Annotated in this window: 16 protein-coding genes and 1 pseudogene; 3 read left to right on the forward strand and 14 right to left on the reverse strand. The window is 46.7% G+C overall.

The genetic code is table 11. The annotated features are described in order from the left end of the window. Positions 1-36 precede the first annotated feature (36 nt). Positions 37-411 (forward strand): UPF0715 family protein, encoded by a 375-nt coding sequence (locus ABDB98_RS17560; protein WP_438420824.1) that lies wholly within the window; start codon positions 37-39, stop codon positions 409-411. Here ABDB98_RS17560 and ABDB98_RS17565 read toward each other — a convergent pair. From ABDB98_RS17565 to prfA, 3 genes are all read right to left on the reverse strand, one after another. Further along, complete coding sequence (locus ABDB98_RS17565) at positions 398-676, reverse strand: DUF5316 family protein (RefSeq protein WP_029575295.1); 279 nt, start codon at positions 674-676, stop codon at positions 398-400. The two genes, ABDB98_RS17560 and ABDB98_RS17565, sit on opposite strands and share 14 nt — an antisense overlap. A 70-nt stretch (positions 677-746) precedes the next feature. Next, positions 747-1607: a peptide chain release factor N(5)-glutamine methyltransferase gene (gene prmC / locus ABDB98_RS17570; RefSeq protein ID WP_198698184.1), complete on the reverse strand. Its 861-nt coding sequence runs from the start codon at positions 1605-1607 to the stop codon at positions 747-749. A gap of 1 nt (position 1608) precedes the next feature. Continuing rightward, a complete protein-coding gene (gene prfA / locus ABDB98_RS17575) occupies positions 1609-2679 on the reverse strand; it encodes a peptide chain release factor 1 (protein ID WP_003151139.1) in 1071 nt (356 codons plus the stop codon). Positions 2680-2790: 111 nt separating this feature from the next. Between prfA and gloA2 the strand changes: the two genes are divergently transcribed. After that, complete coding sequence (gene gloA2, locus ABDB98_RS17580) at positions 2791-3174, forward strand: SMU1112c/YaeR family gloxylase I-like metalloprotein (RefSeq protein WP_438420825.1); 384 nt, start codon at positions 2791-2793, stop codon at positions 3172-3174. Positions 3175-3285: 111 nt separating this feature from the next. Beyond that, complete coding sequence (racA, locus tag ABDB98_RS17585; protein WP_316099672.1) at positions 3286-3849, forward strand: chromosome-anchoring protein RacA; 564 nt, start codon at positions 3286-3288, stop codon at positions 3847-3849. 33 nt (positions 3850-3882) lie between these two features. Here racA and ABDB98_RS17590 read toward each other — a convergent pair whose 3' ends face one another. From ABDB98_RS17590 to spo0F, 11 genes and pseudogenes are all read right to left on the reverse strand, one after another. Continuing rightward, positions 3883-4839 carry an AEC family transporter gene (locus ABDB98_RS17590; RefSeq protein WP_016937625.1) on the reverse strand — a complete coding sequence of 319 codons (957 nt, stop codon included), beginning with the start codon at positions 4837-4839 and terminating at the stop codon, positions 3883-3885. An 85-nt stretch (positions 4840-4924) separates the two neighbouring features. Continuing rightward, the gene (gene malS / locus ABDB98_RS17595; protein WP_438420826.1) at positions 4925-6622 is read right to left on the reverse strand and encodes an oxaloacetate-decarboxylating malate dehydrogenase; all 1698 of its coding nucleotides are present in this window, start codon (positions 6620-6622) and stop codon (positions 4925-4927) included. Positions 6623-6897: 275 nt separating this feature from the next. Further along, positions 6898-7488: a thymidine kinase gene (locus ABDB98_RS17600; RefSeq protein ID WP_047475873.1), complete on the reverse strand. Its 591-nt coding sequence runs from the start codon at positions 7486-7488 to the stop codon at positions 6898-6900. Between the two features lie 83 nt (positions 7489-7571). Then, complete coding sequence (gene rpmE / locus ABDB98_RS17605) at positions 7572-7772, reverse strand: 50S ribosomal protein L31 (protein ID WP_003151132.1); 201 nt, start codon at positions 7770-7772, stop codon at positions 7572-7574. 122 nt (positions 7773-7894) lie between these two features. Continuing rightward, complete coding sequence (rho, locus tag ABDB98_RS17610) at positions 7895-9181, reverse strand: transcription termination factor Rho (protein ID WP_003151107.1); 1287 nt, start codon at positions 9179-9181, stop codon at positions 7895-7897. Beyond that, a pseudogene (locus tag ABDB98_RS17615) lies at positions 9178-9387 on the reverse strand (hypothetical protein). The gene rho and the pseudogene ABDB98_RS17615 overlap by 4 nt, the downstream one beginning before the upstream one ends. Positions 9388-9590: 203 nt before the next feature. Further along, on the reverse strand, positions 9591-10556 hold the full coding sequence (glpX, locus tag ABDB98_RS17620; RefSeq protein ID WP_016937621.1) for a class II fructose-bisphosphatase: 966 nt from the start codon (positions 10554-10556) through the stop codon (positions 9591-9593). 33 nt (positions 10557-10589) lie between these two features. Continuing rightward, positions 10590-11879, reverse strand: coding sequence for a UDP-N-acetylglucosamine 1-carboxyvinyltransferase (locus ABDB98_RS17625; protein ID WP_438420827.1), 1290 nt, complete (start codon positions 11877-11879; stop codon positions 10590-10592). A gap of 292 nt (positions 11880-12171) precedes the next feature. Continuing rightward, the gene (fsa, locus tag ABDB98_RS17630; RefSeq protein WP_016937619.1) at positions 12172-12810 is read right to left on the reverse strand and encodes a fructose-6-phosphate aldolase; all 639 of its coding nucleotides are present in this window, start codon (positions 12808-12810) and stop codon (positions 12172-12174) included. A 118-nt stretch (positions 12811-12928) separates the two neighbouring features. Further along, complete coding sequence (locus tag ABDB98_RS17635) at positions 12929-13786, reverse strand: class II fructose-bisphosphate aldolase (protein WP_003151102.1); 858 nt, start codon at positions 13784-13786, stop codon at positions 12929-12931. Between the two features lie 174 nt (positions 13787-13960). Then, the gene (gene spo0F, locus ABDB98_RS17640; protein ID WP_101605357.1) at positions 13961-14335 is read right to left on the reverse strand and encodes a sporulation initiation phosphotransferase Spo0F; all 375 of its coding nucleotides are present in this window, start codon (positions 14333-14335) and stop codon (positions 13961-13963) included. Positions 14336-14448 lie beyond the last annotated feature (113 nt).

A 14448-nucleotide genomic window follows, 5' to 3' on the forward strand; every position in this document is an offset into this window, starting at 1 on the left:
TATGGTACGATATTATTTTGATAGGAGGGTTTTCAGATGAAATATAATTACACCGTGCTGCTGTCGGCGGCATGTATGTCTGTCATTTATTCTATTTTGTATGTTCATCAATTTATTATCGCGGCTTTCATTTCGATGGCATTTTATTTTTTGTTTCCCTATTTGATTTTTGCGCTGCCGCTTCAATACTTTTTGAATAAAAAGCCGAAGAGATTTCATCCGCTTTATTTCATTTATTATTTAGGAACGTCTTTTGTCGCAAACGGGATCATCTTCGGTCTTTTGCAGCCGTCAGGCCAATCTCTGTTTTCTAATTCGGCCTTTTATATTTTTGCGGTTTTAACAGCCGCCGTCTATTGGGTGTGGGATTCCGTATTGCTGCAAAGACAAAGTCCGGCTACAGAAGCGTAATCAGCAGACAGACGGCTGAAGGCAGAGCGGCGCAAAAGAAAACGGCTGCCATCTTTAAACGGGCGTGCCGGCCTTCTTTTGTTTCAGAATGATAATTGGCCCGCTGTTCTGCTCCGCTTACGGCCAACCCGGAAACAATGATCGCTGTGATGATAAGAACGGCCGTAACGGCACCGAAAATGCCGTCAAAGCCAAACGGCAGAACAAACCCCGCCGCATAAGCTGCGGCGGCGAGTATACATCCGAAGGCGAACGCTTTTTTCAAGGCGATTACCCCTTTCATTTTCTTTCCATTGTAACAAAAGCCTGCCGTGTGCGTCACAGGCAGGCTTTTTTCATGATGTGATGACCGCAGATACGGTTCTGTCTTTTCCATTGATGTCCTTTATGACTTCCACTTCCGCATTCGGAAAGGAATGACGGAACAGGTCTTTCACGGCTTTTCCCTGATTATATCCGATTTCAAAGACGACAAGCGCTTTATCTTTCATGACAAGAGGCAGCTCCTCCATAAACCGCTTGTAGAATTTCAAGCCGTCACCGCCGTCTGTAAGAGCATGAAGCGGCTCATGAAAACGGACGATATCGGATAACTCCGCCATCTCTTCTTCAGAAATATACGGCGGGTTGGACACAATAATATCCGCTTTTATTCCTGATGAAATAAAAGGAGTCAACAGATCTCCCTGCAAAAAGCGGACGTCCGCTCCGAGGTTTTGCGCATTTCTTTCCGCCACCTGAAGCGCTTCTTTTGAAATGTCCGAAGCCGATACTGAAAAATGTCCGCATTCAAGCGCAAGCGTCACCGCAATGGCTCCGCTCCCCGTTCCGATATCAATGACATTCAGGCGTTCTCCCTCAGAAAACACCCGCTTCTGTCTGTCCAGCAGATGAAAGACGACTTCTTCCGTTTCCGGACGCGGAATGAGAACATCGTCATTCACAAAGAATTCCCGGCCGTAAAACTGTTCTTTCCCGATAATATATTGAATCGGAATGCCTTCTTTATGCATTTCCACATGCCGTCTGAAACGGTATAGCTCATCCTCGCCGACAGGCTCCTGCAGACTTGCGAGAAGCTTGCTCCGATCCATTCCGGTATCATTTAACAGCAGCAGCTCGGCCGCGTTTTTTTCTCTTCCCGCTTCGGTTAAATAAGAAGAAGCCCAGCTTAGGGCTTCAAAAACGGTCTTCATCTTAATTTTCCGCCTGCTGGAGCTTGCTTGACTGGTCTTCTACGATTAACGCTTCAACCACTTCATCAAGCTTTCCTTCAAGGATTTGGTCCAGCTTTTGAATCGTCAGTCCGATGCGGTGATCCGTCACACGGTTTTGCGGGAAATTGTATGTGCGGATACGTTCAGAACGGTCGCCTGAACCGACGGCTGATTTGCGTGTCTGATCATATTCAGCCTGGGCTTCCTGCTGGAATTTGTCATAGATTCTGGCGCGGAGCACCTTCATCGCTTTTTCTTTGTTTTTAATCTGAGATTTTTCGTCCTGGCAGGATACGACGACACCCGTCGGCAAATGCGTCAGACGTACGGCCGACATTGTCGTGTTTACGCTCTGTCCGCCCGGTCCGCTTGATGCGAATGTATCGACGCGGATATCCTTTTCATGGATGTCCACTTCTACTTCTTCCGCTTCCGGAAGACACGCCACCGTCGCCGTAGACGTATGAATGCGGCCGCCTGATTCCGTTTCCGGCACACGCTGCACGCGGTGCGCCCCATTCTCATACTTCAGCTTGGAGTACGCGCCTTTTCCCGTAATCATAAAGATGATTTCCTTGTAACCGCCCGTTCCGGTCACGTTTGCTTCCATGACTTCGGTCTTCCAGCCTTGGATTTCGGCATAACGGGAGTACATTCTGTAGAGATTTCCCGCAAACAGCGCGGCTTCTTCTCCGCCCGCTGCGCCGCGGATCTCCATGATTACGTTTTTGTCATCGTTCGGGTCTTTCGGGATGAGGAGCACTTTTAAACGCTCTGATAAGGTTTCGGTCTCTCCCTGCAGCTCGGAGATTTCTTCCTTCACCATTTCTCTCATATCGGCATCAAGCTTTTCCTCAAGCATTGCTTTCGCATCGGCAAGCTGTTCTGATGCGTCTCTGTATTGTCTATAGACTTCAACAGTTTCCTGTATATCAGATTGCTCTTTCGAATATTCTCTAAGCTTTTTCGGATCGTTGACCACTTCCGGATCACTTAAAAGCTCATTTAATTTTTCGTATCGTTGTTCAATTGACTGTAAACGGTCTAACACGGTCTTCACCTCTGTTTTCCTGTGCGTAACATTCTCATTATAGTATAGGGCTTATCGCCAGTCAAAAGCAATCGGCCTCTGCTATACTGAAACAAAAAAGGAGGAGCGGATATGCTGAAATCCATCCACCATATAGCAATCATATGCTCTGATTATGAAAAGTCGAAAGCTTTTTACACCGAAACGCTCGGTTTTGGCATTATAAAAGAAACATACCGAAAGGAGCGCGGGTCTTATAAACTCGATCTGGCGCTGGACGGCACATATGCGATTGAATTGTTTTCCTTTCCCGATCCGCCCGAGCGGCCGACCCGTCCTGAAGCAGCAGGTCTCCGGCACCTCGCCTTCACTGTAAACGATCTTGAAGCGGCCGTCAGGGAGTTAAAGGAAAAGGGCATCGCCACAGAACCGGTCAGAACCGATCCGTTGACGGGGAAACGCTTTACCTTTTTCTTCGATCCCGACAAGCTTCCGCTAGAATTGTATGAAGCGTAACGTTTTTTGAAGAAATGTTGCTTTCTTTGGCGAATTCCTTCTTGTTTTGTCTAACATGAAGGGAACGCCGCCTCATGGTCGAATACCTAGCTGAAAAGGAGGTATGTGATCATGAATACAAACATGGCCGCGAAAGAACTCGGTGTCTCCGCAAAAACGGTGCAAAGGTGGGTCAAGCAGCTGAATCTTCCGGCTGAACGGAATGAGCTCGGGCATTATTCCTTTACGCCTGAGGACCTTGATGTACTGAAATCGGTCAAACGGCAAATTTCTGAAGGCACCGCTCTGCTGGACGTACAAGTGCCCCGGCAGCCGAAAAAAAGGACGGGCTTTATTTTGCAGCGGCCGAAAACCAGCGGCGGCGCCGAACAAAGGTTAGCAGAGCTGGAACGCAAACTGGATATTCTCACGAAAGAGAAACAGGACGGGGACCAACTGCTATCAAGAATAGATGAGCTGGAACGCCAGCTGAAACAAAAGGCGGATGAAGGGGTGTCTTATCAGCTTCTTCAGCACAGACGGGAAATCGACGACCTCAATGCCGAATTACAGACATTGGCCTCCCGCATCCAGGAACTTGCCCAGACAGCTCCCCTCTCAGAAACAGCCGCTTCTTCAGAACATAAGAAACCCAGAAAAAAAACGAGATTTTCGCCTTTTAAATTTCAATTCTAATGAAAAAAGCTCCCTGAAACAGGGAGCTTTTCATTATGCAGTCAGCGCAATGATGATCGGCAGTGAGATTAGAGATAAAATCGCACTGATCACGAACGCAGACGCAGTTTCTTCCTCTTGTTTTTCGAAACGTGTGGCAATCATCGCCGCTACCGCAGATCCAGGGAATGCAACAAGCAATACCGCTTTTGTGATCTGGTCAGCCGGAAGTCCGACTGCAAGAGCGATCAAGTACATCAATGCAGGCTGAACGGCAACTTTTAACAAAGCGATACCGAAAGCCGGCACACTGAGCTTGATGTTGCGGATACCGACAGTTACACCGACGGCGAAGAGCGCAACACCTGATGTTGTGCTTCCGAGCTGCTCAAGCATTTTATCGCCGAGCTCAGGAAGACTTACACCGAACAGCACAAGGATGATACTGATAAGCGGTGCAGCCGCAAGCGGTTCGGAAAGACCGTGAAGAATAGACTTACCAGTCATTTTCCAGAAATTCTCGTTTTCACTGTCTTGCTTCTTAGATGACTCACCGACAGTAGCGATAATGATCGCAATCGGATCAAGCATGGCGTTAACCACGATACCTGTTACGGCAATAGGAATCGCTACTTCGTTTGCGCCGAATAAGCTTCCGAGTACAGGAATACCCATAAATGCAAATGTCGGCTGTGCTGAGTTTAAAGAAAATACAGATGAGTTCGTTAAATCATACTTAAAGATGAATTTACAAACCAGCAGAATGACGATATAGAATCCGACGATCCCGATGATCAAAGCGATCATTAAAGGAACCTGTGTTAAAAACGCACTTCTTGAAGTGGTTAAAATACTGGCGATAAAATGCGCCGGAAGCGCGTACTTCGTAACTAAGGTGCTTACCCCTTTTGCTGACTTCGCGTCATAACTTCCGAAGCGACCTGCGAACCAACCCAGCACGATCACGAAAAAGATCGGTGCCAGGAGGATTAAAATATCTAAGAAGCTCAAAATATTCTCCTCCAAATCCTTAATGTCCGTATACTTTAGCCTTTATATAAAAGCTTTCCCTCGGACTGTAAAATTAATCGTAAAATTATTTAGCGACAACTTGTTTGTATTGCGGTTTCCACATTGCATCAAGAACGGCTTGTTCTACATTTTCAGGAACGCGGTTTGCCACGCCTTCTTTAATTGCAGTTTCTGCTACGGCGATCGCAACTTTAATTGAAACTTCTTGTAAGTCACTCATGCTCGGCAGAAGGCCTGCACCCGGTGTTTCAAAATCAACGCTTTCTGCGATTGCGTCAGCAGTTGCCGCAAACATTGCAGGAGTAATCACTTTCGCTTCTACAACGATTGAACCAAGGCCAAGTCCAGGGAACGCGAATGCGTTGTTAGATTGTCCGATTTCATGAGAAACGCCATTGTACTCAACATTTTCAAACGGGCTTCCTGTTGCCACAAGAACTTTACCGTCAGTCCATTTGAAAAGATCGCTAGGAACGGCTTCAGCAAGCGGTGTCGGATTAGACATCGGCATGATGACCGGACGCTCAACGTGTTTAGCCATTTCTTTTACGATTTCTTCACTGAATGCGCCGCTTTGGCCTGAAGTACCGATTAAGATAGTCGGTTTTGCTTGACGGATTACTTCAATGAAAGGAATTTGTCCATTTTCATCGCGTTTCCAATCTTTAATTTCTTCAGCTGTGCGCAGGTACGGCTCTTGGAAATCAAGAATGTTTTCCATACCTTCAACTAACAGGCCTCTGTAGTCCATTGTGTAGAATGCTTTGTTAGCCTCTTCTTCAGAAAGACCTGCAAGCACCATAGTGTCGCGGATTTGGTCAGCGATTCCGATTCCGGCAGATCCCGCACCGAAGACAACCACACGCTGATCTTTAATAGAAGCGCCTGTTTTCTTCATAGCTGCAAGCACACCTGCAAGCGTAATCGCACCAGTACCTTGAATATCATCGTTGAAAGTAAGAATTTCATGATTGTATTTCTTCATGATATTGCGCGCGTTTTTGTTTCCAAGGTCTTCCCAGTGAAGAAGAGCTTTAGGGAAATATTTAAGCGCAGCTTTTACATAAGCGTCAATGAAAGCTTCATAACGTTCGCCTTGGATACGTTCATGGCGGTTACCGATGTATAAAGGATCGTTCAGAAGTTTTTCATTGTTCGTACCGACGTCAAGAACGACAGGAATAACACGGCTTGGATCAATACCGGCAGCGGCTGTGTATACGGCTAATTTACCGATGGCGATGTTGATTCCGCCTACACCCCAGTCACCGATTCCGAGGATGCTTTCTGAGTCTGTCGCAACGATCAGATCAATATCGCCGGCAGTGGCATGAAGGTTTTCAAATGCTTCTTCAATGCCTTCCACATTGTCGATAGAAAGGTAAATCCCTTGAGGTCTTCTGTACTCATGGCTGTATTCTTGAATCGCTTCACCAACAGTCGGTGTGTAAACAACCGGCAGCATTTCGCGAAGATGGTTTTGAAGCAATTTAAAGAAAAGAACTTCGTTACGGTTTTGCAAATCATTCAAATACACGTTTTGGCGAAGGCGGTCCGGCTGAGCCTGAAACTGCTCGTATGCGCGTTTAGCCTGCTCATCAAGAGACAGAATTGTCGGAGGAAGCAGCCCGTCTAATCCAAGGCTTTTTCTTTCCTCTGCTGAAAACGCAACACCTTTATTTAAAGTAGGGATAGATAGAACTTCTTTTCCTCTTAAAGTAGTTTCTAAGTTGCCTTCCTTCGTTACTTTAATATTATTCAAGAAAATCTCCTTCTTTCTTCAAATAGTTAACAAAGTTAAGTAATTACCCAATTCGGCTAATGCGATCGCGATCTGCTATATCTTTTTTGACAATTATTCGAACAATGTCTCATAACTATTTACATTACTTAGTCATTTTATGCCTGTAAAAATGAAAATTCAAGAGATGAAAATTACTTAATTTTTTCATACTCTTTTTTAAGTTATTTAACTACAATTTTTGAAAAAACGTCAAAAAAACACCGGATCTTTTACCGATGTTTTCATGAAAAGGGTTATTTATCAGTCTGTTTATTCGGCACTTCGTGATGGTGTCTGCATCTCGCTTCGTATGACTCTGATGCGCCGACTAAAATGATCGGGTCATCATAGGAAGCGGGCTTCCCGTCAATTAAACGCTGCGTACGGCTTGCCGGCGACCCGCAGACGGAGCATACCGCCTGCAGCTTCGTTACCGATTCGGCAACCGCCATCAGATTCGGCACAACGCCGAACGGCTCTCCGCGGAAATCCATATCAAGTCCGGCCGCGATAACACGATAGCCTTTATCGGCAAGCCGGGATAAGTCGTCAATGATCGATTCGCCGAAAAACTGCACTTCATCTACCGCGATGACGTCCGTGCTTTCACTGATATGATCCCATATTTCAGCCGAAGACGAGATGACGTGGCTTGTCATGGATGTACCGTTGTGAGAAACGACGGCTTCCTCACTGTAGCGATTATCAATGGCAGGTTTGAATACCTTAACCTCCTGCTTCGCATATGTCGCTCTTTTCACTCTGCGGATCAGCTCTTCTGATTTCCCAGAGAACATGCTGCCGCATATCAGCTCAAGCCATCCGCTTTGCTTCATGATGTACATAGGCTATCCGCTCCCCTTTTTTCCTGTTTATAGACATAAAAAACAGGCAAGAAGCAATTCTTGCCTGCCTGTAAAATCTATTATTACTTAAGACCGTATTTTTTGTTAAAGCGATCAACACGACCATCAGCAGAAGCGAATTTTTGACGTCCAGTGTAGAATGGGTGGCATTCAGAGCAAATCTCAACGCGTACCTCTTCTTTTACTGAGCCTGTTTCAAATTCATTTCCGCAAGCGCATTTAACTGTTGCTTTTTTGAAATTAGGATGAATTCCTGCTTTCATTGTATCCATCTCCTTCCGCCCTGAATCCCATGTGGAAACAGAGTTATTATTCCGGAGCGAATCCGGAACGCATATGAGAGAATTATATCAGTCATTTACTGCATTTGCAAATACATTTTTTATCAGCGGCGGGCTGATGATGACAGGTTCGCCTGTTTCCATTCTTGGTTGATCAGATCGAAGAATTCCTGATTCGTTTTCGTTTTTTTCATTTTTCTCATAAACTTCTCTGCGAAATCCGGAGAATCAGACATCGACTTGCGGATCGCCCATAAACGGTCAAGATGCTCTTTCGGCACGAGCAGCTCTTCCTTCCGTGTGCCGGAGCGGCGGATATCGATCGCCGGGAAAATCCGTCTTTCCGCAAGAGAACGGTCAAGGTGAAGCTCCATGTTGCCCGTTCCTTTAAATTCTTCATAGATGACGTCATCCATCCGGGAGCCCGTGTCTACGAGTGCCGTCGCTAAAATGGTCAGGCTGCCGCCCTCTTCAATGTTTCTGGCAGCACCGAAAAAGCGCTTCGGACGATGGAATGCAGCCGGGTCAATACCGCCGGAAAGCGTACGTCCGCTTGGCGGGATAACGAGGTTGTAAGCGCGTGCCAGGCGGGTAATGCTGTCCATCAGGATGATAACGTCTTTTTTGTGTTCAACGAGACGCATCGCCCGTTCAAGCACAAGCTCCGCTACCTTAATGTGATTTTCCGGCACTTCATCAAACGTGGAGCTGACGACATCGCCCGCTACGGAACGTTCAATATCCGTTACTTCTTCCGGTCTTTCATCAATTAAGAGCACGATCAATTCAGCGTCAGGCTGATTTGTCGTAATGCTGTTAGCGATTTCTTTTAGCAGCATGGTTTTACCGGCTTTCGGCGGCGCCACGATCAGACCGCGCTGGCCGAAACCGACGGGAGCCATCATATCGAGAATTCGTGTAGAGAGATAATTCGGTTTCGTCTCAAGCACCATTTGGCGGTCGGGATAAAGCGGAGTCAGCGCAGGAAAATGAACGCGCTCCTTCGCGGATTCCGGATCATCGCCATTTACCGCTTCAACGTGCAAAAGTCCGTAATAGCGTTCGTTCTCTTTTGGCGGGCGCACCTTGCCGGAAACTTTGTCACCGTTTCTTAAATCAAAGCGGCGGATCTGGGAAGCAGAAATGTAGATGTCTTCTGAGCTTGGCGAGTAATTAATCGGTCTGAGGAAGCCGAACCCTTCCGATTGGATGATTTCGAGCACGCCTTCCATAAACAGAAGATCCTCCTGCTCGGCGTTGGCTTTCAGTATGGCAAAGATTAATTCTTTTTTGGTCAGTTTGCTGTAATAGGAGATTTTATAATGTCTTGCCAGTTCGTACAGTTCTTTTAATTTCATATTTTCCAAAGAGGAAATAGATACGTCTTTCATAAAAACACCACGCTTTTCATAGTCAATGTATTGCTGTTTTCATTCAAATCGGCTGCTTTGCATGATTCCGCCAAAGCACATTCTTTTATAAAACATTCAGGAACTTCTATCGGTAACACTTCCACCCATGATCGGCGCTTTTTTTTAAAAAGGATTGTCTTAATGAGTTTTGAAGGAAGCGAGGACAAAAACTTGAGAAGATCAATATTTATATCGTCTGTATGCGGTAGAATTTGAAAATTTCCCAGTACTCAAAAGAAGGAATGACACAGAAAAATCGCAGCACTCTTTATTTTTACCTCATTTTAAAAAATTATTCAACTTAAATAATGCTTTGACATATAAATGATAGGGTTGACTCTTTTTTGCAAAAGAAAAGCGGGACGGAAAGTCCCGCTTTTCTCTCTATTTATGGCCGGATCACAAGATTTGGTTTTTTCTTCAGGCTGTGTCTTCCGTCAACGAATCGGACCGTTCCTGATTTCGCCCGGATAACCAGACTTTCGGTCGTGCCGACTGTGCCTTTGAACTGAACGCCTTTCAAAAGCTCTCCGTCCGTTACGCCCGTTGCCGCAAAAATGGCGTCGTCCCCCCTCACAAGGTCCTCCATCCGGAGCACTTTGGAGACATCGAGGCCCATCCGCTCACAGCGGGCTTGCTCTTCCGCACTTTGCGGCAGAAGCCTGCCGATGATTTCACCGCCGAGCGCTTTTAACGCAACGGCAGACAGCACGCCTTCAGGTGCCCCGCCTGAGCCGAAGAGAATGTCTACGCCCGTATGGTCAAAGGCCGTATTGATGGCGCCCGCGACATCACCGTCGTTGATCAGTTTGATTCTGGCGCCGGCCTCACGCAATTCAGAGATGATTCTTTCATGTCTGTCGCGATATAAAATGGTTGCCACGACATCTTCAATGTCTTTGTTTTTCGCTTTCGCAACAGCTTTCAAGTTATCAATGACAGGAGCTTCGATATCGATGCAGCCTACCGCTTCAGGTCCGACCGCGATTTTTTCCATATACATATCAGGAGCGTTCAGCAGTGTTCCATGGTCAGCGACCGCGATCACCGTCAGCGCATTCCAGCCGCCGCTGGCTACGATGTTTGTGCCTTCAAGAGGATCGACGGCGACATCGACGCGGGGGCCGTAGCCGTTTCCGAGCTTTTCGCCGATGTAAAGCATCGGCGCTTCGTCCATCTCGCCTTCCCCGATAACGACCGTGCCTTTCATCGGCACCGTGTCAAACACGTCACGCATGGCACTTGTCGCCGCATCATCGGCTTCATCCTTTTTCCCGCGGCCCATCCATCTGGCAGATGCTAAAGCCGCCGCTTCAGTAACCCGAACCAATTCCATTGATAAGCTTCTTTCCATTTCAACACGATCTCCTCTCAAAAGTCCGCATTTCTATGAATTTTGGAGCTGTTCTATCTCTTCGTCCGTCAGCCTCTGCCGCCAGATTGTGGCGCCCAGACCTTCGAGTTTTTTCTCAAGATTGCTGTAGCCGCGGTCCAAATGCTCAAGACCGGTAATTTCGGTTACGCCGTCGGCCATCAGCCCTGCTACGACCAGACAAGCGCCTGCACGCAGATCGCTCGCCTTTACTTTTGCGCCCTGCAGCTCGGCCGGACCGGTGATAATCGCCGACCTGCCTTCCACTTTCATGTTAGCTCCCATCCGTCTCAGCTCATCAATATGTTTAAATCTGGCCGAGTAGATGGTGTCAGTCACGACACTCGTGCCGCCCGCTCTCGTTAACAGAGATGTCATCGGCTGCTGAAGGTCAGTCGGGAATCCCGGGTAAACAAGCGTTTTTACGTCGACCGGTTTGATCTGCTTCTGCCCGCCGAGCATAAGAAGCTGGTCGTCACTCGTCTCGATGTGAAAACCCATTTCCCTGAGCTTTGCCGTCAAAGACTCCAGGTGGGTCGGTATGACATTATCAATAATGACTTCTTTCCCCATCGCCGCGCCGGCAATCATAAAGGTGCCCGCCTCAATTCTGTCCGGGATGATGGTATGTCTGCATCCGTGCAGCTCTTTCACGCCGTCGATTCTGATCACATTGGTTCCCGCGCCTTTTATCTTTGCGCCCATGCTGGTGAGCAGTGTGGCAACATCAATAATCTCAGGTTCCTTGGCGGCGTTTTCTATCACGGTTTTTCCTTCAGCGAGCACAGCGGCAAGCATGATATTGATCGTCGCCCCGACGCTGACGACGTCTAAATAAATCCGTGCGCCTCTCAGCCTTTCGGCGCGCAGATAAATCGCGCCTTGTTCATTGGTGACTTCAGCCCCAAGCGCCTCAAACCCTTTTATGTGCTGGTCAATCGGCCGAGGCCCGAGATGGCACCCGCCCGGCAGTCCGATGACCGCCTGTTTGAAGCGGCCGAGCATCGCGCCCATTAAATAATAAGAAGCGCGAAGTTTTTTCACTTTGCCGTTGGGAAGCGGCATGCTGATCATCGGTGAAGGGTCCACGACCATTTCTCCTTTTTCAAAATGGACGTTTCCGCCGATTTCTTTCAGCAGGTCACGCAGCGTTTCAATATCTGAGATCTCCGGAAGCCCTTCGATCGTTACTTCGGAATTTGCCAGAATGGTTGCGGGTATCAATGCGACGGCGCTGTTTTTCGCACCGCTGATATGTACGGTTCCATTTAACAGATCGCCGCCGGCAATATTCAACTTTTCCATGATAGTCTCCTTCCATAAGAAGATAGCTGCGGAGCATAAATAAAATGGCATTTTATTCTGTCTCTGCAAATAAAGCTCTTGTCCAAAATGTAGCCAATTCGAAGAGAAAGAATACAAGGACATTATAAAATAACAGGAAGAAAATAGCGAAGCTTTACGGGGCATTTTTAACACAGGATGCACAGAGACCCGCCGGGTTCACATTCCGGGGAACTTTGATATGAAGGCCCGCCGTCAAACAGGAAATAGGGTGCGGCAAACGGATGCAGCCGGTTTGCCGCCCATTACACCCTTATTTATTCCAGTCTGCCAAAAATTGCTCAATGCCTTTATCCGTTAACGGATGTTTTGTCAGCTGGTGAATGACTTTCAGCGGCATCGTACCGATATGTGCACCGCGCAAAGCCGCTTCAGTCACGTGCTGCGCATGACGGATGGAAGCTGCGATGATTTGTGTATCAATGTCATGAAGGTCAAAAATCTGTCTTACTTCTGAAATCAGGTCAAGGCCGTTATGGCCGATATCATCCAGGCGGCCTAAGAACGGAGATACATAAGTCGCTCCGGCTCTTGCGGCTAAAAGCGCCTGGTTGGCGCTGAAGATGAGCGTTACGTTTGTTTTTATGTTCAGGTCGCTCAGCGCTTTTACGGCTTTTAACCCTTCAGACGTCATCGGGATTTTCACCGTGATATTCGGCGCAATTTTCGCAAGTTCTTTACCTTCTTCAATCATTTCTTCAGCATTCAGGGAAATGACTTCTGCGCTTACTGATCCGCTCACGACTTCCGTAATTTCACGAAGTCTGTCATGGAAAGTCACGTCAGCTTCTTTTGCTACTAAACTAGGGTTTGTCGTCACTCCGGCGAGAACGCCAAGTTCATAAGCTTCTTTAATCTCGTCAATGTTTGCTGTATCAATGAAAAATAACATAAGGAAAGCCTCCCCAGTAATCAATTTTCAGAACTGTAAAACATGATTGCGCTTTCTAAAGGTAAGACATAAAACCGCCTGTCAATGCTGTCAGGCGGTTTATGGATGTTACACCGGATTAAGCTTGGTTTGAAGAACCGAACTCACGCATTTTGCCGATAACCGTTTCTTTGATCGCTTCACGAGCAGGTCCAAGATATTTACGAGGATCATATTCGTTCGGCTTAGCTGCCAATGTTTCGCGGACAGCTTTTGCAGAAGAAATTTGGTTTTCAGTGTTTACGTTGATTTTAGCCGTACCAAGTGAGATTGATTTTTTAATGTCGGCAGTCGGAATTCCTGTACCGCCGTGAAGTACTAACGGAAGGCCGGTTGATTTGCCGATGTCTTCCATTTCTTTGAAACCGAGGTTCGGTTCGCCTTTGTAAGGGCCGTGAACAGAACCTAATGCAGGTGCAAGGCAGTCGATGCCAGTGCGCTCTACAAGTTCTTGACACTCTTTAGGGTCAGCATAGATTACGCCTTCAGCGATAACGTCATCTTCCTGTCCGCCGACAGTTCCGAGCTCAGCTTCAACTGAAACGCCGTGGAAATGAGCAAGCTCAACCACTTTAGCTGTAGTTGCTACGTTTTCCTCAAACGGATGGTGAGATGCGTCGATCATTACAGAAGTGAAGCCTGCATGAATCGCTTTCGCACAAGATTCAAAGCTTGAACCGTGGTCTAAGTGAATGGCAACAGGAACTGTCACTTTGTATTCTTCCATAAGAGCTTTAACCATGGCAACGACTGTTTTGAAGCCGCCCATGTAGCGTCCCGCGCCTTCTGAAACACCAAGAATAACCGGGGATTTTTCCTCTTCTGCTGCTTGTAAAATAGCTTGAGTGAACTCAAGGTTATTTAGGTTAAATTGTCCAACAGCATATCCTTTTTCTTTAGCTGTATTCAACATTTCCGTCATTGAAACTAAAGGCATGTCGAAAGTCCTCCTTATGTAGCCTGATTTGCTTTCTCGAAAAAAGCTTTCCACCCTATAGCATGACCATAAAAACCTGTCATATGTAAAACAACAGATCGCTTTTTCTCCATCTCTAGGATACCAACTTTTCGACAAATCGGCAACACAATGACATAATTGTTTCTAATTTTATTAATTCGATTTTAGAGGTAAATATTTTTTCACCGCGTCTCTGATCTCGTCAATGTCGAAAGGTTTGGCAAAATGAGTCAGCGCTCCGAGCTCTTTTGATTCCTTAATCATATCGAGTTCTCCGTAAGCGGTCATAATAATGACGCGGATGGAGTCGTCGATCATTTTCATGCGTTTGAGAATTTCGATTCCGTCCATGCCGGGGATTTTCATATCTAAAAGCACAAGATCGGGCCGTTCTTTCGTTACGATGTCCAGCGCCTGTATGCCGTTGGCGGCCTGAAACGTCTGGTACCCTTCTTTATGAAACACTTCATTGAGCAATATACGTATACCGTATTGGTCATCTACGATTAAAATCTTTTCATTCATCATTTTACACCCCAATATTATCATTTTCGTCAAAAGGAAGCAGTTGTTTATGTATTCTGTTTGATTTTCACATTTCCTTTAATTATAATAGTCTACTTTCCGACATTTTCTGAGCA

This window comes from Bacillus siamensis, assembly GCF_051628075.1.
GTDB classification, from domain to species: Bacteria; Bacillota; Bacilli; order Bacillales; family Bacillaceae; genus Bacillus; species Bacillus siamensis.